This window comes from uncultured Enterovirga sp. (assembly GCF_964242715.1).
Taxonomy (GTDB): Bacteria; Pseudomonadota; Alphaproteobacteria; order Rhizobiales; family Beijerinckiaceae; genus Enterovirga.
The window spans coordinates 69598-92608 of the sequence record NZ_CAXTAZ010000002.1; the positions used below are offsets into that span (position 1 = coordinate 69598).

The following is a 23011-nucleotide window of genomic DNA, read 5'->3' on the forward strand; positions in this document are numbered from 1 at the left end:
TTTGTTCAGCAGGGCCGGCTAAGACGGACCAGATTTGGCGAGCCGGCCGATCGCGGAGCCCTTCATGTGCGGGATCGTCGGAATACTCGGGAAGAACCCGGTCGCGACGCAGGTCGTCGACGCGCTGAAGCGCCTCGAATATCGGGGCTACGATTCGGCCGGCGTCGCAACGCTGGAGAACGGTCACCTGACCCGGTGCCGGGCCGAGGGCAAGCTCCGCAACCTGGAACTCAAGCTATCAGAGGCGCCGCTCACCGGCGCGATCGGTATCGGCCATACCCGCTGGGCAACGCATGGGAAGCCGAACGAGCGCAACGCCCATCCGCACGCGACCGACAAGCTCGCGGTCGTCCATAACGGCATCATCGAGAATTACCGCGAGCTGAAGCTCGAGCTCGAGGCCAAGGGGGTCGTCTTCGAGACGGAGACCGACACCGAGGTCGTGGCCCAGCTCGTCACGGCGAAGCTCCGGGAGGGGAAGACCCCGATGGAGGCCGTCGCGACCACGCTGCCGCGGCTCCGCGGCGCCTTCGCGCTCGCCTTCCTGTTCGAGGGCGAGGCGAACACCCTGATCGGGGCCCGGCACGGCGCCCCGCTGGCGGTCGGCCACGGCGAGGGCGAGATGTATCTCGGCTCGGACGCCCTCGCGCTCGCGCCCTTCACCGACCAGGTCTCCTACCTCGAGGATGGGGATTGGGCGGTGCTGACCCGCGAAGGGGTGGTTGTCCGGGATTCCGGCGGTCATCCGGTCGATCGTCCGCGCCAGACCATCCCGGTCGGCGCCTTCGTGGCCTCGAAGGGCAACCACCGCCATTTCATGGCGAAGGAGATCTACGAGCAGCCGGAGGTCGTCGGCCGCACCGTCGCCCATTACGTGGACTTCACGACCGGCCGCACCTGCCGCCCGGTCCTGCCGTTTTCGTTCAAGGACCTGAAAAGGCTGTCTATCTCGGCCTGCGGCACCGCCTATTATGCCGGCCTCATCGCGAAATACTGGTTCGAGCGCCTCGCCCGGCTGCCGGTCGAGATCGATGTCGCGTCCGAATTCCGCTATCGCGAGGCGCCGCTCGACCCGGGCGAGCTCTCGATCTTCGTGTCGCAATCCGGGGAGACCGCCGACACGCTGGCCTCGCTGCGTTACGCGAAGGCGCAGGGACAGCACGTTCTCTCGGTCGTGAACGTGCCGACCTCGACCATCGCGCGCGAAAGCGCCGCGGTCGCGCCGACGCTCGCCGGTCCGGAGATCGGGGTCGCGTCCACCAAGGCCTTCACCTGCCAGCTCGCCGTGCTGCTCTCGCTCGCGATCGCGGCCGGGCGCGAGAGAGGCTTCCTCTCGGAAACCGAGGAGCAGCGCCTCGTCGACGCGCTCATTGGCGTGCCGGCCCTGATGAACGAGGCGCTGCACGCGGAGGCCGAGATCGAGCTTCTGGCGCGCGAGATCGCGAAGGCGAAGGACGTGCTCTATCTTGGGCGCGGCACCTCCTTTCCGCTGGCGCTCGAAGGGGCGCTGAAGCTGAAGGAGATTTCCTACATCCACGCCGAGGGCTATGCGGCCGGCGAACTCAAGCACGGCCCGATCGCGCTGATCGACGAGACCATGCCGGTGATCGTCATCGCGCCGCACGACGCCGTCTTCGAGAAGACGGTTTCGAACATGCAGGAGGTCGCCGCGCGCGGCGGCCGCATCCTTCTCGTCACCGACCGCGCGGGGGCAGCGGCGGCCGGGATGGACACGATGGGCACGATCGTAATGCCGGATTGCGATCCGGTCGTCGCGCCCCTCGTCTACGCCGTCGCGATCCAGCTCCTCGCCTACCACACGGCCGTCTTCATGGGGAAAGACGTCGACCAGCCGCGGAACCTAGCGAAGTCGGTGACGGTGGAGTGACCCGGCGTCCCCGCCTCTCCCCTTGCGGGAGAGGCGAGTCGAGCGCGGCAGCGTTCGACCGGGTGAGGGGTTCTCCTCTTCACAGGGCTTGCTGCGACCACCCCTCATCCGGTTGCGCTGACGCGCACCTCGACTTCTCCCGCAAGGGGAGAAGGGGTGCTTCTCACCCCGCCCGAAGCAGCTTTACCCCTTCGTCGCGTTCGAACAGATACAGCAGCACGCGCAACGCCCGTCCCCGCTCGCCGACGAGCTCCGGATCGCGGTCGACGATCAGCCGCGCATCGTCCCGGGCCGCCGCGAGGAGGTCGGCATCCGTCTCGAGCCGGGCGACCTTGAACCCGGCCAGGCCGGACTGGCGCGTGCCCAGGATCTCACCCTCGCCGCGGAGCTTGAGATCCTGCTCGGCGATCTCGAACCCGTCCTCCGTCCGGCGCAGCGTCTCGAGCCGCGCCTTGGCCGTTTCGCCGAGCGGGCCCTTGTAGAGGAGCAGGCAGGTCGAGGGCCGCTCGCCGCGCCCGATCCGACCGCGCAGCTGGTGGAGCTGCGCGAGCCCGAACCGCTCCGCATGTTCGATCACCATGACGGTCGCGCGCGAGACGTCGACGCCGACCTCGATCACGGTTGTGGAGACCAGAACCTTGATCTCGCCCGACGCAAACCGCTCCATGACGGCGTCCTTGTCGCGCGAAGTCATGCGGCCGTGCATCAGGCCGACGACCTCCTCGCCGAGGACGACCCGCAGCTCGGCGTAGCGCTCCTCCGCCGCCGCGAGATCGACCGTCTCGGATTCTGCGACGAGCGGGCAGACCCAATAGACGAGGTCGCCGGTCCGGATGGCGCGCGCGACAGCGCCGGCGACCTCGTCCGTGCGCTCGGCCGAGACGAGCCGGGTCGCGATGGGCTGCCGCCCTGGCGGCTTCTCGTCGAGGACGGAGATGTCCATGTCGCCGAAAGCGGCGAGCGCCAGCGTGCGGGGGATCGGCGTCGCCGTCATGACCAGGATGTCGACCGCCTCGCCCTTGGCGCCGAGCGCGAGCCGCTGGTGGACCCCGAAGCGATGCTGCTCGTCGATCACGGCGAGGCCGAGATCCTGGAAGGCGACGTCCTCCTGCATGAGCGCGTGGGTGCCGACGACGATCTGGATCGTGCCGTCCCGGAGTGCAGCCAGGGTGGCGCGGCGCTCGGCCTGACGGTCGCGGCCAGTCAGGATGCCGACCGTGATCCCGGCCGGGGCTGCGATGGCGGCCAGCCGCTCGGCATGCTGCCGAGCCAGGATCTCGGTCGGCGCGACGAGAGCGGCCTGTCGCCCCGTCTCAACCACGCTCGCCATGGCGAGGAGCGCGACCAGCGTCTTGCCAGCCCCGACATCGCCCTGCAGCAGCCGCAGCATGCGGTTGTCGGCCAGGAGGTCCGCCCGGATCTCGGCCATCGCGCGCTCCTGGGCGCCGGTCAGCGGAAAGGGCAGGCCATCGACGATCTGCCGCACGAGCCGGCCGTCGCCGGCATTCGCGCGCCCGGCGCGGCGCTTCATCCGGGCCCGGACGAGCGCGAGGGCGAGCTGCGAGGCGAGGAGTTCGTCATAGGCGAGGCGGCGGCGGGCGGCGTCCGAGAACTCGGGTGATCCCTCCCCTTCAGGGGAGGGCGAGTCGCGCGAAGCGTGAACCGGGGTGGGGTCGACCAGGCCGGGCTGTCCCCCTCCGTCAGGCCCTTCGAGCCTGCCACCTCCCCCTGCTGGGGGAGGTCCGCCGGCCGCCTTCGGTTCGTGCACCTTCCGCAAAGCCTCCCCGAATGGCGCGAAGCCGCATTTCGCGAGCCACGCCTGATCCTGCCATTCGGGCAAGGCCGGGACGCGCTTCAGCGCGGTGCCGACATATTTCGCGATCAGCCGCGACGTGACGCCCTCGGTGAGGCCGTAGACCGCCTCGCTCGTGGCGGCCTCCGCCCCGGCGCGTTCGTCCACGACGCGGGCCGGATGCACCATCTGGCGATGGCCGTCGTAGAGCTCGATCGTGCCCGAGACGAGCCGGCGCGCGCCGAGCGGCAGCATTTGCTGCACGCGCGGGGCGGGCAGTCCGAAGAAGACGAGGGTGACGTCGCCGGTCTCGTCCTCGACCAGCACCCGGAAGGGCGCGCGCCCCCGCGCGAACGTGGCCGGGCGATGCTCGGTCACCCGCACGGCGAGGGTGACGGGCTCGCCGACCGGGGCCTCGGCGATCGAGCCTTTCAGCTCGCGGCTGAGATGCGCGCTCGGCAGGTGCAGGACGAGGTCGATCACGCGCGCCGGCCGGCCGGGCTCTCCGAGCAGGCGGTCGAGCAGCGGCGCGATCTTCGGCCCCACCCCGGGCAGGGAGGCGGCCGGCGCGAAGACGGGGTCGAGAAGGGTGGGACGGAGCGACATGGGTTGCGGGTTCGGCCCTGGCACCGGCCGGGGAGGGCGCTATATAGCGCCCATGCTCCCGTCAAACGATCCCGCGTCCGGCCCTGGTCCAGCGGCCGAACCTTCCGCCACGCCCGGACGTGGCGATCTCGATCCGCGCCGGAAGCGTGCCCTGTTCCGCGCCTGGCATCGCGGCATGCGCGAGATGGACCTCGTCATGGGCCGATTCGCCGACCGCGAGATGGCGACGCTGTCGGAGCCGGACTTGGTTGCGCTGGAACAGCTCATGGATGAGCCGGACCAGGAGGTCTATGCGTGGCTGACGGGACGCGAGACGCCGCCGGACAGGATCGACGCCTCGCTCCTCGCCAGGTTGAGAGAGTACAGAAGCTAGCTTCCCACGCCTGAGGCCGGCCACAGCCGGCACCCGGGACAGGGTCTCGACCCCGGCCTTCGCCGGGGCGAGCGGACGATCAGTTGCGATAGACATGGCACGACCCAGGACCACGACCCTTACGGGCCCGCTCGCGACGGCGCTGTCGGCGCTCTCGCGCGGCGACGGCGTGACGCTCTCCGGCGTGCCCGACGGGTTCGACGCGATCCTCGTCTCAGACCTCGCGCGCGCGCTCTCCCGCACGGCCGAGGGCCCGGCCGTCCTCGTCCATGTCTCGCGCGACGGCCAGCGCCGGCAGATCTTCGAGACGGCGCTGCGCTACCTTGCGCCCGAAATCGAGGTGCTGCCCTTCCCGGCATGGGATTGCCAGCCCTATGATCGAGTCTCGCCGACAAGCGCGATCACGGCCCAGCGCATGACGGCGCTCGCGCGCCTCGCCCGTTCCAACACCTCCGAGGAGCGGCCCCGCATCCTGTCGACGACCGTGAACGCGGCCGTGCAGCGCGTGCCGCCGCGGTCCCGGATCGCGGCCGAGACGTTTTCGGCCGCGCCCGGCAATGTCGTGAAGTCGGACCTCCTCGTCGCCTGGCTCGAGACCAATGGCTTCGCCCGGACCGGCACCGTGCGCGAGCCCGGCGACTATGCCGTGCGGGGCGGCATCATCGACCTCTACCCGGCGGGCCTGCCGCTGCCGGTGCGGCTCGACTTCTTCGGCGACACCCTCGAATCGATCCGGCCCTTCGATCCGGAGAGCCAGCGCTCGACCGGACAGCTCCGTTCGCTCGACCTCGTCCCGATGAGCGAGGTCCAGATCACGACCGAGTCGATCCGCCGCTTCCGCCAGACCTATGTCGCAGCCTTCGGCGCGCCGCGGCGCGACGACCGGCTCTACGAGACCGTGAGCGAAGGCCGGCGCTATCCGGGCCTCGAACACTGGCTGCCGCTCTTCCACGACCGGCTCGACACGATCTTCGACTACGTCCCGGACGTGCCGGTGGTGCTCGACGCGCTGGCCGAGGACGCGGCCGGCGAGCGGCTCGCCCAGGTCAAGGATTATTACGACGCCCGCGCCGAGGCGATCGGCCGGGCCGAGGCCGGCGTCTCGCCCTACCGGCCGCTGAAGCCGGACGCGCTCTATCTCGGTCCCGAGGAATGGGCGAAGCGCATCGCCGACCTGCCGCTCGCCCGACTCACGCCCTTCGCCCGCGCCGAGGGTGGCAGCGGCGGCGCCGTGATCGACCTCGAGGCGCGGCGCGGCCGCGACTTCATCGCCGAGCGGGCCGACCCGAATGCCAATGTTTTCCAGGCCGCGGTCGAGCATATCCGCGCGCTGAAGGGGCAGGGGAGAAGGGTCCTCATTGGCGCCTGGTCGGAGGGGTCGCGCGAGCGGCTCTGCCACGTGCTCGAGGATCACGGCCTCAAGAACCTGAAGCCTGCCGCCCGCCACGCCGAGGCGCTCGCGATGCCGCCGGGCGACATTCCGGTCGCGGTCTGGGGATTCGAGGCCGGGTTCGAGGCCGGCGACCTCGCCGTCATCGGCGAGCAGGACATCCTGGGCGACCGCCTCGTCCGCCAGAAACGCGCCTCGAAACGGCCGCAGGACTTCCTGGCCGAGGTGGCCGCGCTGACGCCGGGCGACCTCGTCGTCCATGTCGACCACGGCATCGGGCGGTTCGACGGGCTGAAGTCGATCGAGGCGGCCGGCGCGCCGCATGACTGCCTCGAGATCACCTATGCGGGCGAGACCCGTCTCTACCTGCCGGTCGAGAATATCGAGCTTCTGAGCCGCTACGGCTCGGAGGAGACGGACGTCCAGCTCGACCGTCTCGGCGGCGGCGCCTGGCAGGCCCGCAAGTCGCGGATGAAGCAGCGCATCCGCGAGATGGCGGGCGCGCTGATCAAGGTCGCGGCGCAGCGCATGCTGAAACAGGCGCCGCGACTCGTGCCGCCTGAGGGCGCCTACGACGAGTTCGCGGCCCTCTTCCCCTACGACGAGACGGACGACCAGCTGAACGCGATCGAGGCCGTCATGGCCGATCTCGCGACCGGCCGTCCGATGGACCGCCTCGTTTGCGGCGATGTCGGATTCGGCAAGACCGAGGTGGCGCTCCGGGCCGCCTTCGCGACCGCGATGGCAGGGAAGCAGGTCGCCGTGGTGGTGCCGACGACGCTTCTCGCGCGCCAGCATTTCAAGACCTTCTCGGATCGCTTCCGCGGGCTCCCGATCAACGTGGCCCACGCGTCACGCTTCGTGCCGGCGGCGGAACTCAAGACCGTGAAGGCGGGGCTTGCCGAAGGCGGGATCGACATCGTGGTGGGCACGCATGCCCTCCTCGGAAAGGCCATGGCCTTCAAGGATATCGGCCTCATCATCGTCGACGAGGAGCAGCATTTCGGCGTCTCCCACAAGGAGCGGCTGAAGGAGATGCGGGCCGAGGTCCACGTCCTCACCCTCACGGCGACGCCGATCCCGCGCACGCTCCAGCTCGCGCTGACGGGCGTCCGGGAGCTCTCGATCATAGCGACGCCGCCCGTCGATCGCCTCGCGGTCCGGACCTTCGTCACGCCCTTCGACCCGCTCGCGATCCGCGAGGCTCTCCTGCGCGAGCGCTACCGCGGCGGCCAGGCCTTCTATGTCGTGCCCCGCGTCCAGGACATCGCCGAGATCCGCGAGTTCCTCGGGCGGGAGGTGCCGGAGACCAAGGTCGGCGTGGCGCATGGGCAGATGTCGGCCGGGCAGCTCGAGGACGTGATGAGCGCCTTCTACGAGGGCAAGTTCGACGTGCTCCTCTCGACCACGATCGTCGAATCCGGCCTCGACATCCCCACCGCGAACACGCTGATCGTGCACCGGGCCGACATGTTCGGCCTGGCCCAGCTCTACCAGCTCCGCGGCCGCGTCGGCCGGTCGAAGACGCGCGCCTACGCGCTCTTCACGATCCCGGAGAACCGGACCATGACGGTCCAGGCAGAGCGGCGCCTCAAGGTGCTGCAATCGCTGGACACGCTCGGCGCCGGCTTCCAGCTCGCCTCGCACGACCTCGACATCCGCGGCGCCGGCAACCTCCTTGGCGACGAGCAGTCCGGCCATATCAAGGAGGTCGGCTACGAGCTCTACCAGCAGATGCTGGAGGACGCCGTGAACCAGCTCAAGGCCGGGATCGAGGAGCCGCCGGAGGAGCAATGGTCGCCGACGATCGCGGTTGGGGCGCCGGTCATGATCCCGGAGGACTTCGTCCCCGACCTGCAGCTCCGGCTCGCGCTCTACCGCCGGCTCGCCACCTTCGAGACGGAGGACGAGATCGCGGGCTTCCGGTCCGAACTCGTGGACCGGTTCGGCAAGCTCCCGCCGGAGGTGGACCAGCTGCTCGCCGTCATCGGCATAAAGGTCCTGTGCCGGCAGGCGAATATCGCGCGCGTCGAGGGTGGCCCGAAGGGCATCATCGTGGCCTTCCGGGAGAACAGCTTCGCCAATCCGGCCGGCCTCGTTGCCTATGTCGCGGAGCAGGGCTCTTTCGCCAAGGTCCGGCCTGACATGAAGGTCGTCTTCCTGCGCGAGGTCGACGAAGTGGCCGAGAGGCTGAAAACGACGCGGCTGATCGTCAAAGACCTGGTGGCGGTCTCGGAGGGGAAGGTCGTCTCGGCACTCACCCCGACGCCGAAGGCTCCACCGCCTCCGCCGGCGCGTGACATCAGAATTCGGGGCCGGCTACGGCCTGCGGGCCGACTTCGCTTTTGAGGATGGCGGAGATGCCGCCAGTTGCGATGGCGACATCCTGGTCCCATTCGATGACCGGAATGCCGCAGGTCCGCTCGCCCGTCCGCAGGGAAGCCGCGAGGCGGCGAAAACTGTCTCGCTCGGATGCGTTCCGGGGCAAGGGCATCTTGAGGAAGATGGCGGACGGACGCTCGATAAGCCCGAGCACGTCGTCGGCGGCCTCGTAGGAGGTCGTGACGCTCGAGAGCCCGAGTTCCGCCAGCTCGATCGACAGGAGATCGTCGTCGCCGCGGAGCCCGCTATCGACGACCAGAACCTTCCGCAACGCGTTCATGTCGTACGCAACCTCACGTCACCGCAGTGTAACAACCAACGTCTACGTAGATGGTTTCATAGCCTAGCTTCCAAACCCATGTTCTGCTCGAGCCAGCACGGGACGTCGGAAACGACCTTTCACAGGCTGCGGCCGCAACGTGGTCTGCCAGCGCATCAGTGTTAGCGCCTGAACTGGTAGCGGCGGAAACCTGACCCGAAAATCCCGCGCACGGCTACCCTTGCGCCCCGCTCGCTTGACAGGACCGGCCGGCGCTTTCTCCATGGCCGCAAGGCGTGAATGCGCCGCTGGGAGGGAGCATGAACAGCTGGCAGATCACGCGATTCGGCGCGCCGCTCGAGCTTCGCTGCACCGCGGAGCCGGAGCCGACAGGAACGGAGGTGCTGGTCCGAATTCGGCGCTCGGGCGTCTGCCATTCCGACCTGCACATCTGGTCCGGCTTCTTCGACCTCGGCGGCGGCAAGCGCTTCGAGGTAAGCCAGCGCATGTCGCTGCCTTTCACGCTCGGCCACGAGATCGTGGGCGAGGTGGTCGGGCTCGGGCCGGAGGCCGAGGGCGTGGCGCTCGGGCAGCACGGCATCGTCCATCCCTGGATCGGCTGTAGCGCCTGCCACGCCTGCCAGCGGCGAGGAGCTGCGCTGCGTCACCCCGCGCACGATCGGGACGCGGCGGGACGGCGGCTATTCGGACCACGTGATCGTGCCACATGGGCGCTACATCGTGCCGTATGGCGATCTCGACCCAGCGCTCGCCGCGACCCTGGCCTGTTCCGGCCTTACCGCCTACAGCGCGATCCGCAAGCTGCCGCGGCTCGAGGAGGATGACGCGCTGCTCGTGATCGGGGCGGGCGGCGTCGGCCTCGCCTGCATCGGGCTCGCCCGCGCCATCCTGCCCGCCAAGATCATCGTGTCCGACGTGACGAGCGGGAAGCGCGAGGCCGCGCTCGCCGGCGGTGCACACGCCGCCGTCGACGGATCGACGCCCGAGGGGCGATCCCAAATTCGGGACCTCGCCGGGGGGCGGCCGCCGCTCGCCGCGATCGATTTCGTCGGCTCCCCCGAGACGTTGCGGCTCGCGCTCGACTCGGTCGATGTCGGCGGGACCGTCGTCGCGATCGGGCTGTTCGGCGGTGAGGTGTCCATCTCGACCGCACTCCTGCCGCTCCGCCAAGTCACGCTGCGGGGGTCCTATGTCGGCTCGCTTGCCGAACTCCGCGAACTCGTCGGCATCATGCAGGAGCGCGACGTCAGGACCGTCCCGGTCGTGACGCGGCCGATGTCGGAGGTGAACGCCATCCTGGCCGACCTCGAAGCCGGCCGCATCGTGGGCCGGTCCGTCATGGCTCCGTGACCGGGCGAGAGACTAGCTCCGCACCTCGAGAATGGTGCCACGACGGTCGATCGTGCAGATCATGACGGCTTCGCGAACCTCGAAGCCCATGAGGTTCGGGTAGGTGATTCGCATCCGGACCGGCGCGGTCGCGCGACCCTGGCGGTCGACGCCCTGCCGGCCGGCCGAGGCTGCCTCGATCGTCGTTGCGCCGAGCTTCGACGCCTCAGCCCAGGCGGCGTCGCGGCAGGCCTCGACGGTGCGGTTCGGCCCGGGCGCGGGCTCGAGCGGACGACCGATCTTCGCCATGACTTGCCGGGTTGCGAGCACCATTCCGATCCCGGACAGGAAGCTCGTGGCGAGTTCGCCGTCCGGCCCGCCGGCCACGGGGGCCGGAGCGGGCCACGTCGCCGGCGTGTTTGCGGATGGTGCCGCGACCGGCTCGGCCGGCTCGGTCTGGGCCGAGGCGGGACAGGCGCCGCCGACGCCTAGAGCCGCCGCAAGCGCCGCGGCGATAACCCGGCTCGTTATGTGGCCCGTTTGCATGGCGGCGCCCCTCAGAAACTGCCCGGCCGGAGGGTGTCCGGCAGGCTGACAGGCGCAGGGTTGGCCGAGGCTGCACTATTTGGCTGAGACGGCTTGGGCCGAATAACGGGTCTCGCCCTGCGGAGGGTTCCCGTTGTCTCGGGTTCGCGCGAGAGGGCGCGTCGGGCGACACGGGGCGCCGGGCGGACCGCCTTCTCCCGCGCCGCAGCGGGGGCGGGCGCTGTATTCGCCACCCTGGCCGGGGGAGCTACGGGATTCGGGGCTTGTGGCCCGGGCAGGGCGGCCTCGGCTGGGCCTTCGACCTGATTGCCCGGCGGCGACAGGGCAGAGCGCCCCTCTGGCGGGGAGGCGGCAGGGCCAGCCGGCTCGAGCCCTACCAGGGCCGCCGGTTCGCGAACCGGAATAGTCGAGGGGAAGACCTCCGGCCCTGACACGGTGCTGGGAGGCAGCGCGATGGCTGGGGCGGACGCGACCGGAACGGGCACGGGAATGCTCGCCGGCGGTGCGACCAAGGCGACATTGAGGGCCGGAGCCGTGGGCGACGACGGGAGCGCGGCATCTGCCTTGGCTGATAAGGCGCTGGAGAGCCGCATGAAGGCGGAAGCAGACACCGAAGCGCTCTCGACTGTTCCGGCCGCCCGGGGCGGCGATGATGCGATCCGCGGGGTTGCAGGACTAACGGGCGATGGCGAGGCAGACACCGCCACGGACGGCGCCGCGGACGGGCCTGAATCGAGCACGTGCACGACGGCGAAGGCGAGCGCGGCCGCGACCGCACTCAGCGAGACGAACGCCGCTACGTTCCGGGCCAGCCCGCTTCGAACCGGCTCACCAAACGGATTCTCGTCCTGGACGGGCAAAATGCTGTTTCTTCTGCGAAGACGCATGACACGGACCGATCGCTACGGAGGGAAACACCACTCCGTGGAAACGGTTCATTCCCGACCGCCGTGGCGAGACCATGACGCGGAACGATGGTTCACGTCTCGGAGATCGGAAGCGGCTCCCGTGGTTCGCGATCTCCGTGCGGCGGGACGTCGCGCCGGGCGAATGTGCTCACGGCCTCTTGCTTCCGCCGTGTCTGGACCGCTCTTAAGCGGCGGCGGCCGTCGGCGCCGGGGCGACTGGGCGAAGGCGCCCCCCGATCGTCGTGCCGGGCTCATGGGTGACCTCGACTCGCCGCACGAGCTCCGTCACTTCGACCGAGATGGCGCCGTTCTCGATGACGACGCGGCCGCGGGCGACGGCGAGGCCGTTCGCCAGGATTTCGACGAGGTCGTCCGGGGTCGGGTCGAGCGCGACGATGGCGCCCCGCCCCATCTGCAGAAGCCGGTACAGCGGCAGGCGCGCCCGCCCGAGCACGACCTGCAACTCCACCTCGAGCGACTCGAGTGCCATATGATCCGACGGTCCCGCGCGGCGCATGCTCCGCCAGCGCCATCTCGGGCCAGCATGGTGAACCGTTGGTAAAGATCAGGGACGAACTCTCCGACCGGCTCTGGGCTGCGCCCGGCTCGGCGCCCGTCGAGTGGCGAACGAGCGAAGGCCTGACGCCCTATGCGGACGCGGTCGCCGCCATGGAGGAGCGGGCCGGCCTCATCGCAGAGGGGAGGGCGGCCGAATGCGTCTGGCTCGTGGAGCACCCCCCGCTCTACACGGCCGGCACCTCGGCCCGCGACGAGGACCTCGTCCAGCCGGACAGGCTGCCGGTCTTCCGCACGGGCCGGGGCGGGCAATTCACCTATCACGGCCCGGGCCAGCGGGTGGCCTACGTGATGCTGGACCTGAACCGCCGAAGGCCGGACCTCCGCCGCTTCGTGGCCGCCCTCGAGGCCTGGCTCATCCTGACACTCGACCGGTTCAATGTCCGGGGTGAACGGCGCGAGGACAGGGTCGGAGTGTGGGTGCCCCGGCCCGAGAAGGGGGAGGGCGTCGAGGACAAGATCGCCGCGATCGGCATCCGGGTCCGGCGCTGGGTGACGTTCCACGGCATCAGCCTCAACGTCGAGCCGGACCTCGGCCATTTCGGTGGCATCGTGCCGTGCGGGGTTGCCGAGCATGGCGTCACGAGCCTCGTTGATCTCGGCCTGCCGGTCACGATGCACGATGCCGACGTGGCGTTGCGGGCCGCCTTCGAGGAGGTGTTCGGGCCGACTTAAACCGCTGAACTTCTGACGGAGTTTAGTATATCTGGACGTCGATAACTTTATCTGCCCGGCCTATTCTCCTTTAACGTCTCAGATATCCATTCTATTACAGGCAAAAGCCATTTAAGATCTTCGTTCATCGAACAATATAGCTTTGCCATCGGCAGAATTCGCCTGATAAATTTTATGTAGCCGTCGCTTAGCCGGAGTGCGCCCGCTCCAGCCAGTCGTATCTGATCGACAATGTACCGAATGTTTTGTTTGATAAAATTGTCAGTTGAGCGGCTAACTCCCATTTCTGTGGTCGGCTTAGCTTGTAGAGCCGAGTTCGCTTCCGACAGCTTTGTGAAAGCGTCCAACGTAGGTTCGTCAGCTACACCGGTGACGGGAAGATTCGACGTAACCGCTCTGAGCACGTCAGACTTGGCCTGCTTTTGTTCTATGCCTTCGCGGTATTGGCTCGAAGAATCAGAAAATTCCTTCCAGATATCGAACTGGGAAAAGACCTGCTCCTGAGCCAACAGCACGGCTGTCAAATCTGCAACCACGATAGAAGGCAACTCGTCGGTAAGTGTAGTTAGATATGATCTAATTATACTTGAGTGTATATCAGCTCTGATTGGATTAAAGTCATCAGTCAGGATCGACTTGTATCTCCTAATCTCGTCTATTATACGACGATCAACGTTAGTTCGACCAATTGAATCAATTAATCTATCAACAAGTTCAATTAAGCTAGATAAACCCTGGCGCTGCCGTTCTTTTGCTACTTTGACGTTGTCGGCTCTTGTCGTGACATAGGAGTCTTCAACGTCAAAGAGATAAGGCGCCTTCGATTGTTCCAGCCGCTTCCCAGAGACACGTTCGTGAACCTCTAGTATAGCGTCCGAGTTTCCTTGCAAGGCTCGTTGTATGAGCTCAGAATCTTTTTCGAGATCATCAGCTTCTCTCTGTAAACGGTCCAGAGTATAGTCAATAACTGTGTAGCGCTTCAGATTTGCTCTACGAAACGTTCGAGTTTCGCTTACAAACTGACCAAGCTCATTAACGTAATGTCTAACTTTCTCTAACGAACTTGACCCATTCCGTACATCTGATAAAAAATCTATTTAGCTCACCTATCAGTCCATAGCTGACATGACCGGCAATAACGTAAGAGCGAGCATATAAACGTTTTGTGAAAGCTTCTCTGATGCGGACATTCGCGTTGGACGAGTTTCTAACTCGGAATGCTATACCTCCGATTTGTGCTACGAATTCAGTCGTCGCTGTGGACCATTCGGCCACGAACTCAGACACAAAAGCATCGAGGCTCATATAGTCGGACCAACCTCAGTATGTGTCGGCTTGCTAGCCGTGTTAGAATGCTACCCGGAAACTGCGCTCGGGGCCAACTGCGGAACGGTTTCTTCCCTCGCTGCTGAGACACTCGGAATTGCCGGATCCAGAGCTGGAGGGTAAGGCCGCACCCGGCCAGTGCAGGGAGTTTTTGGTGCCGGTGATCCAATCCGCAGCCGACCTCGTGTCGGATGCAGCCCGGGCGAACCGCGAGGCCTGGGCCGGCCTCTCGGCCGAACTCGGCCGCGCCCGCGCGCTCGCTGCCGAAGGCGGGCCGGCGCGGGCCCGCGACCGGCATGTCTCGCGCGGAAAACTCCTGCCGCGCGATCGGGTCCAGCAGCTGCTCGATCCCGGATCGCCCTTCCTCGAGATCGCGCCGCTCGCCGCGAACGGGATGTATGGCGGCGACATCGCCTCGGCCGGCATCATCACCGGGATCGGGCGGGTGATGGGGCGCGAGGTCGTGATCGTGTGCAACGATTCGACCGTGAAGGGCGGCACCTATTTCCCGATGACGGTGAAGAAGCACCTGCGGGCGCAGGAAATCGCGCGAGAGAATCGGCTGCCCTGCCTCTATCTCGTCGATTCCGGCGGCGCCAACCTGCCGCAGCAGACGGAGGTCTTCCCGGACCGCGAGCATTTCGGCCGCATCTTCTTCAATCAGGCCACCCTCTCGGGGCTTGGGGTCCCGCAGATCGCCTGCGTCATGGGCTCCTGCACGGCCGGCGGCGCCTACGTTCCGGCCATGTCCGACGAGACGATCATCGTCCGCAAGCAGGGCACGATCTTCCTCGGCGGCCCACCGCTCGTGAAGGCCGCCACCGGCGAGATCGTGACCGCCGAGGATCTCGGCGGGGCCGACGTCCATGCGCGGCTGTCCGGCGTGGCCGACCATTACGCAACCGACGACACCCATGCGCTCGCCATCCTGCGCCGCATCGTGGGAACGCTGAACACCCGCAAGGACGTGGCGGCCGTGGACCTCGCCGCGCCCGAGGAGCCGCGCTTCGACCCGGCCGAGATCGAGGCGATCGTCTCGCCGGACTTCAAGAAGCAATACGACATCCGGGAGGTCATCGCGCGCCTGGTGGACGGGTCCGAATTCGACGAGTTCAAGCGCCTCTACGGCACGACGCTCGTCACCGGCTTCGCCCGGATCTGGGGCATGCCGGTCGGCATCCTGGGCAATAACGGCATCCTCTATTCCGAGAGCGCCCTGAAGGGCGCCCATTTCATCGAGCTTTGCTGCCAGCGTCGGATCCCGCTCCTCTTCCTGCAGAACATCTCCGGCTTCATGGTCGGGCGCGATTACGAAGCCCAGGGCATCGCCCGGAACGGGGCGAAGCTCGTCACCGCCGTCGCCTGCGCGCAGGTGCCGAAGATCACGCTGATGGTTGGCGGCTCCTTCGGAGCCGGCAATTACGGCATGTGCGGCCGGGCCTACTCGCCCCGTTTCCTGTTCACCTGGCCGAATTCGAAGATCTCGGTCATGGGCGCCGAGCAGGCCGCCTCGGTCCTCGCGACCGTGCGGCGCGACAATATCGAGGCGGACGGCAAGACCTGGTCGGACGAGGAGGAGATCGCGTTCAAGACGCCGATCCGCGACCAGATCGAGGCCGAGGGCTCGCCCTATTTCGCGACCGCCCGGCTGTGGGACGACGGCATCATCCTGCCCTCAGAGACCCGACGGGTTCTGGGCCTCGCCTACTCGGCCACGCTGAACGCGCCGATCCCGGAGACGAAGTTCGGCGTGTTCAGGATGTGAGTGCCTGCTCCAGGGAGCGAGCGGCTCGATCGCCCTCAAGCTCCGCCTCGGGGGAAGCCAATTCATCTCTCCACAATCGTCAACTTGCCTTCCCATTGCCGCCCGACGCATCCTCTCCTGACCGGGGTCTAACCCGGCCACTATCCTGGGGAGGATGCCATGAGGGTCACCGCCATCGCGCTTGGCGCGTCGTTGCTTGCCGTTGGGGCGGCTCAGGCACAGACAGCCGCACCGACCTGGTCGCCACCGCCGGAAAACGTGCGCTGTCCGTCCAAATGGGGCGCGGGGGACGAGCGCGGCTCGGCCAACCACATGAAGCCCGCCGCGGTCGTCGAGGCCCTGAAGCTCGTCAAGACGGGCGAAGTCATCGAGCTCGGCCACGTGCTCGGCCAGACGATGCCGTTCTTCGGCACCCGCCGATTCGACGTGCATGCCAAGCGCACCTTCATGAACACGGGCACCAACCGGCGCGGCTCCAACGAGGAGATCGTGGTCGCCGAGATCGGCCAGGTCGGAACGCAGTTCGACGGGTTCGCCCACCAGACGGTCGAGAACAGCTGGTACAATTGCGTCAAGGTCGACGAGAACGTGACCCGTGGCGGCTTCAGCAAATACGGTATCCACGGCGTCGGCTCGCTGGTCGCGCGCGGCGTCCTGATCGACGTCGCCGGCCTGAAGGGCGTCGAGACGCTGCCGGACGCCTACGAGATCACGGTCCAAGACCTCGAGGACGCGCTGCGCAAGCAGAATCTGACGATCAAGCCGGGCGACGCCATCATCGTGAACACGGGCTGGGGACGGCTCTGGGGCAAGGAGAATGCCCGTTTCGTGAAGTCCTGCCCGGGACTTGGGGTCAAGGCAGCCGAGTGGCTGATCGCCAAGGATCCGCTGCTTCTCGGCTCGGACAATTGGCCGGTCGAGGTGAGCCCGAACCCCGATTCCAATCTGTCGCTGCCGGTCCATCAGCTCGCGCTCGTCGTCCACGGCGTGCATCTCCTGGAGAACATGAAGCTGGACGAGCTCGTCCAGAAGGGCGTCAGCGAGTTCGCCTTCATGATGCAGCCGCTGAAGATCCAGGGCGGCTCCGGCTCGACGGTCGCACCCGTGGCCATGCGCTGAGCGGGGCGAGCGGACGCGCCGCACTGACGATCCCGGGCGTCGGGCTCGATGGTCGGGGACGCGCAGCTCGCTTCCATCCGGGCCCGCTACGCATCGGAGGTCATGGGTTGGGCCCGCAGATCCGGATTCGATGATCCGCGCGTCGAGAGGGCCTTTGCGGCCGTATCCCGAGAGCGGTTTCTGACCCCGCCGCCGTGGCGCATCTTCTCGCCCGGCGGCGTGATCCGGGAGGAGACCTCCGACCCCGCCGCGCTCTACGACGACGTGCTCGTCGTTCTCGACCACGCGGCCGGGATCAACAACGGCCAGCCCTCGCTTCACGCGAGCTGGATGGCCGCGGTGGAGCCGAAGCCGGGTGAGACCGTGGTCCAGGTCGGGGTCGGTGCCGGCTATTACACGGCGATCCTGGCCTGGCTCGTCGGGGAGGGAGGCCGCGTCCACGGCTACGAGATCGATCGGCAGCTCGCCGGGATCGCGGCCGCCCATCTCGCCGACTTTCCCTGGGTCGACGTCCTCCCGGTCTCGGGCCTGGCCGAACTCCCGCCTGCCGACATCCTGTATGTCTCCGCCGGAGCGGCCGCGCCTCCGACGGAATGGCTTCGGGCGCTCAAGCCGGGCGGGCGTTTGATCTTCCCCTGGCAGCCAGGTCCCGATCATGGGACGACGCTCCTCGTGCGACGGCGGGAAAGCGGCTTCGCGGCGAGAGCCATCATGCCGGTCAGCTTCATCGGCTGCATCGGCGCCGATGCCCGGACCATGCGGGCCCGAGGCATGCCGACACGATCCTTCGGCGAGACCCGGTCGGTGTGGTTCCGGGCCGATCGCGATCCGGACGAGACCGCGACCGCCATCCACGAGCATGTGTGGCTCTCGGCCCGCGAGATCTGACCGGCGTACCGCGAGGTAGGCCAACTCGCATGTGGCCGGTCGGCCACAGCCGAAAAACATCCCGAGACTGCCGCTTCGCCACCGAAGCTTCGCCGCGATGCCGCCATAAACCGGGATCAATTCCGGCACTGGAATTAATCTTGGTCTCGCAAGCGTTTAGGACGCCTTTGGCAGGTGTTCTCAGGTGGCGTGTGCGCCCCGACAGCGCTGCCGAGTCTCGTTGCACGGCGGTCGAGGCACATGCCACGTCCAGGATCCGGCCGCCGGATCCTGGAGCGGCTTGGGAACAATGGGTTTTCGGGGATGGATGCGCGTCTGATCGACAAGTCGAGGCTGCCGAGCCGGCATGTGACGGAGGGTCCATCACGCGCGCCGCATCGCTCGTATCTCTACGCGATGGGCCTGACCAAGGAGCAGATCCACCAGCCGCTGGTCGGCGTCGCGACCTGCTGGAACGAGGCTGCGCCCTGCAACATCTCGTTGATGCGCCAGGCGCAGGCGGTGAAAAAGGGCGTCGCGGCCGCGAACGGCACGCCGCGCGAATTCTGCACCATCACCGTCACCGACGGCATCGCCATGGGCCATGGCGGCATGCGGGCCTCGCTGCCGTCCCGCGAGGTCATCGCCGATTCCGTCGAGCTGACCATCCGGGGCCACGCCTATGACGCGCTGGTCGGCATGGCGGGCTGCGACAAGTCCCTGCCCGGCATGATGATGGCCATGGTGCGGCTCAACGTGCCGGCCATCTTCATCTACGGCGGGTCGATCCTGCCGGGCTCCTTCCGCGGCCGCCCTGTCACCGTGCAGGACATGTTCGAGGCGGTCGGCCAGCATTCGGTCGGCGCCATGTCGGACGAGGATCTCGACGAACTGGAGCAGGTCGCCTGCCCGTCCGCCGGCGCCTGCGGCGCCCAGTTCACCGCCAACACCATGGCGACCGTCTCCGAGGCGATCGGCCTCGCTCTGCCCTATTCGGCTGGCGCCCCCGCACCTTACGAGATCCGGGACCGGTTCTGCTCGGCCGCCGGCGAGATGGTCGTCGAGCTCATTCGTCGCAACATCCGGCCGCGCGACATCGTCACCTTGAAGGCGCTCGAGAATGCAGCGACCGTCGTCGCCGCCTCCGGCGGCTCGACCAACGCCGCTTTGCACCTTCCCGCGATCGCCCATGAATGCGGCATCAAGTTCGACCTCTTCGACGTCGCCGAGATCTTCAAGAAGACGCCCTATATCGCCGACCTGAAACCGGGCGGGCGCTACGTCGCGAAGGACATGTTCGAGGCAGGCGGCATTCCGCTCCTGATGAAGACGCTGCTCGACCACGGCTACCTGCATGGCGACTGCCTGACCGTGACCGGCCGGACGATCGCCGAGAATATGGAGAAGGTCGCCTGGAACCCTGACCAGGACGTGGTGCGCCCGGCAAACACCCCGATCACGCCGACCGGCGGCGTCGTCGGCTTGCGCGGCAACCTCGCCCCCGAGGGCGCGATCGTGAAGGTCGCCGGCATGGCGGTCGACAAGCAGCGTTTCAGCGGCCCGGCCCGGTGCTTCGACAACGAGGAGGCCTGTTTCGAGGCGGTGAAGAACCGGACCTACCGTGAAGGCGAGGTCCTGGTGATCCGCTACGAGGGACCGCGCGGTGGACCCGGCATGCGCGAGATGCTGTCGACCACGGCCGCCCTCTACGGACAGGGCATGGGCGACAAGGTCGCCCTCATTACAGACGGGCGCTTCTCGGGCGCGACGCGCGGCTTCTGCGTCGGGCATGTCGGGCCCGAGGCGGCGGTCGGCGGGCCGATCGCGCTCATCCAGGACGGGGACGTCATCACCCTCGACGCGGTCGCCGGAACGCTCGAGGTCGATGTCAGCCCCGAGGCATTCGAGCGGCGCCGCGCCGGCTGGCAGCCTCGGTCGACCCCGGCGACGTCTGGCTATCTCTGGAAATATGCCCAGGGCGTGGGTCCCGCGGTCAACGGCGCCGTGACTCATCCAGGCGGGGCATTCGAAACCGAGAGCTATGCGGATCAGTAGCGGCATAGGCCTCGCGGCCGCCTTCTTCGTCGTCGCATCCGCGACGGCGGCTCCCGCCGGTGCGGCCGACATCCTCGGCCCGCTGGCGCCGGGGCTCCTCGTCGCCGAGTCGTTCAGCTCGGTGAAGGAGGCGCTCAGGACGGGCGTCCGCGACTATAATGCCGGCGACAAGATCGGCGCCGCGAAGGCCCTCGAATTCGCCGCCAACCAGGGGCACACGCTCGCGCTCTGGAAGCTCGGCCGCATGAATGCCGACGGCGACGGCATTCCGCGCAACGACGTGAAGGCCTTCGAATATTTCTCCCGGATCGCCGACGAGAATGCCGACGAGGCCCCGGAATCGCCGCGGGCCGGCGTGGTCGCGAATGCCTTCGTGTCGCTCGGCGGCTATCATCTCAAGGGCATCCGGGGCAGTCCGGTCGAGTCCAATCCCGAACGGGCGGCCGAGATGTTCTCGTATGCCGCCTCGTATTTCGGCGACCCGATCGCGCAGTATAATCTCGGTCGCCTCTACCTCGAGGGACAAGGCGTCGAGCTCGACCAGCGCCAGGCCGCGCGATGGCTGAATCTGGCGGCCGAGAAGGGACATGGTCCGGCCCAGGCCCTGCTCGGCCAGGTGCTCATCAACGGACAGGGCGTGCCGCGGCAGCGGGCCCGCGGCTTGATGTGGCTGACCATCGCCAAGCAGAATGCGGATCCGAAGCGGGAGGCCTGGATCCTGGCGCTTCATGCCGAAGCCTTCGAATCGGCGAGCGACACCGAGCGCCGCACCGCGACGAGCTTTCTCGAGCAGTTCCAGGCCAAGCGCCGCTGACCCTCTCGTGGATCGCCAGGACCGTCAGAACATCGCGGTCGCGCTCGTCGTCCTGGTGCTCATCGCCGGCACGTACTGGCTGCTGAGCGAGATGAAGCGTGGCAGTCAGCTCGAGGATTGCCTGATGCAGCGCCGGCGCAATTGCGACGCACTCATCCAGCGCTGAGTTCCACCGCCCCCGCATTCCTGCCCTCGAGGATTCCGTAGAGCGACCGGCAACGAGAACCGAGCGCGTTCTCGGCACAGGCCCGGAGAGCGGCCCGGGCATCCGGGCGCCCGGCGAGCGCGATCTCGACGGCCCGGTCATGTGCGTCCCGGAAGGCGGTGAAGTCCGCGGTCACGGCCGTCTCGTCGCCGTGAAGGGCATAGAGACGCGTGGCATGGCTCTTCCCCTTCAGGGTGACGATGTCGACGAGAAGGAAGGCGAAGTCCGGCACGGCCGCGACCACGTCCGATGAGACGATGATCGGGATGCCATAGGTCTTGCACATCGGCTCGAGCCGGGCGGCGGTGTTCACCGTGTCGCCGATAGCCGAATAGTCGAACCGCCGCACCGACCCGATATTGCCGACGCAGGCGGGCCCGGTATGGAGGCCGATGCCGAGACCCAGCGGCTCGGGCGCGGCGGTCGCGCCTGGGGCATCCGAGGCGAGCCGCCGGTTGATCTCGTCCACCGTGCTCTGCATGCGGAGCGCCGTCCGGAGCGCGGCCCGGGCGTGATCCGGATGGTCGAGGGGCGCGTTCCAGAAGGCCATCATGCCGTCGCCGATGAACTTGTCGAGCGTGCCGCCGGATTCCAGCACGAGCTCGGTCATCGGCGCGTGAACCTGGTTCAGGAAGCCGAGAACCTCCTCGGCCGGCAGCGTCTCGGAGCGGGACGTGAAGCCCCGGATATCGGAGAAGAGCACCGTCAGGATGCGGTTTTCTCCGCCGAGCACGAGTCCGGAGGGATCGTCCGCGAGCCTTTCCACGATGGAGGGCGAGACATAGCGGGAAAAGGCCTCCCGGACCTGCCGCCGCTCCGCCTCGCTCTGACGGAGCACGGCGAGAGTCGAGAGGCCGAGGGCGGAGATCGTGCCGAGTGTCGGCCAGACCGGGTTCAGAAGCAGCTGCAGCCGCAGGAAGGCGACGGCGCTCGTGCCGATGAAGAGGAGCACGAGCGCGACCGTGACGGCGGCAGCACCGGCCGGGGACAGGCGGCTCGCGGCCGCGACCGCGAACAGCGAGCCGACCAGGACCATCAGCGCCTCGAAGGCCGGCATGTAATCCGGCCGCACGAGATGGCGGCCGGCGAGCAGGCTCTCGACCATCTCGGCCCGGATCTCGACGCCGGGAACGACCGGGCTGAGCGGTGTCGCCCGGATGTCGAAACCGGCCGCCGTGATGCCGATGATGACGATGGCATTCTCGACCGACGCCCGCTCGAACCCTCCGGCCAGCACCTGCCAGGCCGGGATCGTGCGTCCCGGCTGCGAGCCGGCGAAGTGGATCCTGACCGCGCCGTCCCGTCCCGTGGCGGTCCGAACGGCGCCGATCGCCACATGGGTGATCCCGCTCTTCGCGCCGAAGGAGACGTCCCCGACCGTCGTCGAGCCATTCGAGCTCCGGACGACGATCGTGGAGGCGTCCTGCGCGACCAGCAGGGCTGCGACGTCGAGGCTCGGGACGAGGATGCCTCCCGCCGCGAACACCGTCGGGATTTCCCGGACGACGAGGTCGCGATCGGGTTCGACATTCATCGCGCCGACGCCCTTCGCGGCCTCGCGTATCCGGTCCAGCGGCTGCAACGCGCCAAGGAAGCGCGGCGCGAACAGGCGGGCGTCGTCGCCCATGCTCGCGACCCCGATCTTGCTCTCCGGCGGGCTCCCGCCCTCCTTCACCAGGACCGAGCCCAAGACGACCCGGCCTCGGGCAAGGGCGGCGCGGAGTTCGTCATCCCCCGCCGCCAAGCCATTCGCGTCGCCGCTCCGCTCGGGTTCCGAGAACAGGATATCGACCGCGATGGTGGCCGGAGACGCGGCCGTGAGCTTGTCCAAGAGTTCCGCGATCTTGGCCCGGGGCCAGGGCCATTGCCCGATCCGGGCGAGCGACTCGTTGTCGATCGCGATCACCCGGACCGGGATGGCGGGGTCGTAGACCCGCGGAACGAGGCGCTGGTAGGAATCGAAGACGACGTCGCGGACCGCTCGCGCGGCGAAAGGTTCGTAGAGCGCGATGGCCGCGCAGACGAGCGCCGGTGCCAGGCCGAGGAGCGCGACCCAGCGCGCCTTCTCGCGCCGTCGAGACGGACCCTCGCTCCCGGGGGACGGCCCGTCCAAGC

Annotated in this window: 18 protein-coding genes; 12 read left to right on the forward strand and 6 right to left on the reverse strand. The window is 67.8% G+C overall.

The window, feature by feature from the left end; genetic code table 11:
• Nucleotides 1-64: 64 nt before the first annotated feature.
• The gene (glmS, locus tag ACFE87_RS01775; RefSeq protein WP_375457891.1) at nt 65-1888 is read left to right on the forward strand and encodes a glutamine--fructose-6-phosphate transaminase (isomerizing); all 1824 of its coding nucleotides are present in this window, start codon (nt 65-67) and stop codon (nt 1886-1888) included.
• A gap of 163 nt (nt 1889-2051) precedes the next feature.
• Here the strand turns inward: glmS and recG are convergent, their stop codons facing one another.
• A complete protein-coding gene (recG, locus tag ACFE87_RS01780) occupies nt 2052-4286 on the reverse strand; it encodes an ATP-dependent DNA helicase RecG (RefSeq protein ID WP_375457892.1) in 2235 nt (744 codons plus the stop codon).
• Between the two features lie 52 nt (nt 4287-4338).
• Between recG and ACFE87_RS01785 the strand changes: the two genes are divergently transcribed.
• Together ACFE87_RS01785 and mfd are read left to right on the forward strand one after the other, a co-directional pair.
• Nucleotides 4339-4659: a succinate dehydrogenase assembly factor 2 gene (locus tag ACFE87_RS01785; RefSeq protein WP_375457893.1), complete on the forward strand. Its 321-nt coding sequence runs from the start codon at nt 4339-4341 to the stop codon at nt 4657-4659.
• 94 nt (nt 4660-4753) lie between these two features.
• Complete coding sequence (gene mfd / locus ACFE87_RS01790; protein WP_375457894.1) at nt 4754-8398, forward strand: transcription-repair coupling factor; 3645 nt, start codon at nt 4754-4756, stop codon at nt 8396-8398.
• Here the strand turns inward: mfd and ACFE87_RS01795 are convergent.
• Complete coding sequence (locus ACFE87_RS01795) at nt 8352-8711, reverse strand: hypothetical protein (RefSeq protein WP_375457895.1); 360 nt, start codon at nt 8709-8711, stop codon at nt 8352-8354. The two genes, mfd and ACFE87_RS01795, sit on opposite strands and share 47 nt — an antisense overlap.
• A 299-nt stretch (nt 8712-9010) precedes the next feature.
• On the opposite strand from ACFE87_RS01795, the gene ACFE87_RS01800 reads away from it, so the two are divergent.
• Together ACFE87_RS01800 and ACFE87_RS01805 are read left to right on the forward strand one after the other, a co-directional pair.
• Nucleotides 9011-9535 (forward strand): alcohol dehydrogenase catalytic domain-containing protein, encoded by a 525-nt coding sequence (locus ACFE87_RS01800; protein WP_375457896.1) that lies wholly within the window; start codon nt 9011-9013, stop codon nt 9533-9535.
• Nucleotides 9536-9545: 10 nt separating this feature from the next.
• Nucleotides 9546-10061, forward strand: a complete 516-nt coding sequence (locus ACFE87_RS01805; protein WP_375457999.1) for a zinc-binding dehydrogenase — start codon at nt 9546-9548, stop codon at nt 10059-10061.
• Nucleotides 10062-10073: 12 nt separating this feature from the next.
• On the opposite strand, the gene ACFE87_RS01810 is transcribed toward ACFE87_RS01805, so the two are convergent.
• Entirely contained in the window at nt 10074-10586 is a 513-nt protein-coding gene (locus ACFE87_RS01810; RefSeq protein ID WP_375457897.1) for a hypothetical protein, read from the reverse strand.
• A 1092-nt stretch (nt 10587-11678) separates the two neighbouring features.
• Nucleotides 11679-11984 (reverse strand): FliM/FliN family flagellar motor switch protein, encoded by a 306-nt coding sequence (locus tag ACFE87_RS01815; protein WP_375457898.1) that lies wholly within the window; start codon nt 11982-11984, stop codon nt 11679-11681.
• 65 nt (nt 11985-12049) lie between these two features.
• On the opposite strand from ACFE87_RS01815, the gene lipB reads away from it, so the two are divergent.
• Complete coding sequence (gene lipB / locus ACFE87_RS01820) at nt 12050-12745, forward strand: lipoyl(octanoyl) transferase LipB (RefSeq protein ID WP_375457899.1); 696 nt, start codon at nt 12050-12052, stop codon at nt 12743-12745.
• Between the two features lie 47 nt (nt 12746-12792).
• On the opposite strand, the gene ACFE87_RS01825 is transcribed toward lipB, so the two are convergent.
• A complete protein-coding gene (locus ACFE87_RS01825) occupies nt 12793-13281 on the reverse strand; it encodes a hypothetical protein (protein ID WP_375457900.1) in 489 nt (162 codons plus the stop codon).
• Between the two features lie 944 nt (nt 13282-14225).
• On the opposite strand from ACFE87_RS01825, the gene ACFE87_RS01830 reads away from it, so the two are divergent.
• The 6 genes from ACFE87_RS01830 (at nt 14226) to ACFE87_RS01855 (ending at nt 20857) form a co-directional block, all read left to right on the forward strand.
• Nucleotides 14226-15836 carry a carboxyl transferase domain-containing protein gene (locus ACFE87_RS01830; protein ID WP_375457901.1) on the forward strand — a complete coding sequence of 537 codons (1611 nt, stop codon included), beginning with the start codon at nt 14226-14228 and terminating at the stop codon, nt 15834-15836.
• Between the two features lie 159 nt (nt 15837-15995).
• Nucleotides 15996-16955 (forward strand): cyclase family protein, encoded by a 960-nt coding sequence (locus tag ACFE87_RS01835; protein ID WP_375457902.1) that lies wholly within the window; start codon nt 15996-15998, stop codon nt 16953-16955.
• A gap of 48 nt (nt 16956-17003) precedes the next feature.
• On the forward strand, nt 17004-17843 hold the full coding sequence (locus tag ACFE87_RS01840; protein ID WP_375457903.1) for a protein-L-isoaspartate O-methyltransferase: 840 nt from the start codon (nt 17004-17006) through the stop codon (nt 17841-17843).
• 303 nt (nt 17844-18146) lie between these two features.
• The gene (ilvD, locus tag ACFE87_RS01845; RefSeq protein ID WP_375457904.1) at nt 18147-19877 is read left to right on the forward strand and encodes a dihydroxy-acid dehydratase; all 1731 of its coding nucleotides are present in this window, start codon (nt 18147-18149) and stop codon (nt 19875-19877) included.
• Nucleotides 19864-20691 carry a tetratricopeptide repeat protein gene (locus ACFE87_RS01850; RefSeq protein ID WP_375457905.1) on the forward strand — a complete coding sequence of 276 codons (828 nt, stop codon included), beginning with the start codon at nt 19864-19866 and terminating at the stop codon, nt 20689-20691. Before ilvD ends, ACFE87_RS01850 begins: the two co-directional genes overlap by 14 nt.
• Nucleotides 20692-20698: 7 nt before the next feature.
• Nucleotides 20699-20857, forward strand: coding sequence for a hypothetical protein (locus tag ACFE87_RS01855; protein WP_375457906.1), 159 nt, complete (start codon nt 20699-20701; stop codon nt 20855-20857).
• On the opposite strand, the gene ACFE87_RS01860 is transcribed toward ACFE87_RS01855, so the two are convergent.
• Nucleotides 20844-23009 (reverse strand): CHASE2 domain-containing protein, encoded by a 2166-nt coding sequence (locus tag ACFE87_RS01860; RefSeq protein WP_375457907.1) that lies wholly within the window; start codon nt 23007-23009, stop codon nt 20844-20846. The genes ACFE87_RS01855 and ACFE87_RS01860 overlap by 14 nt on opposite strands.
• Between the last annotated feature and the right edge of the window lie 2 nt (nt 23010-23011).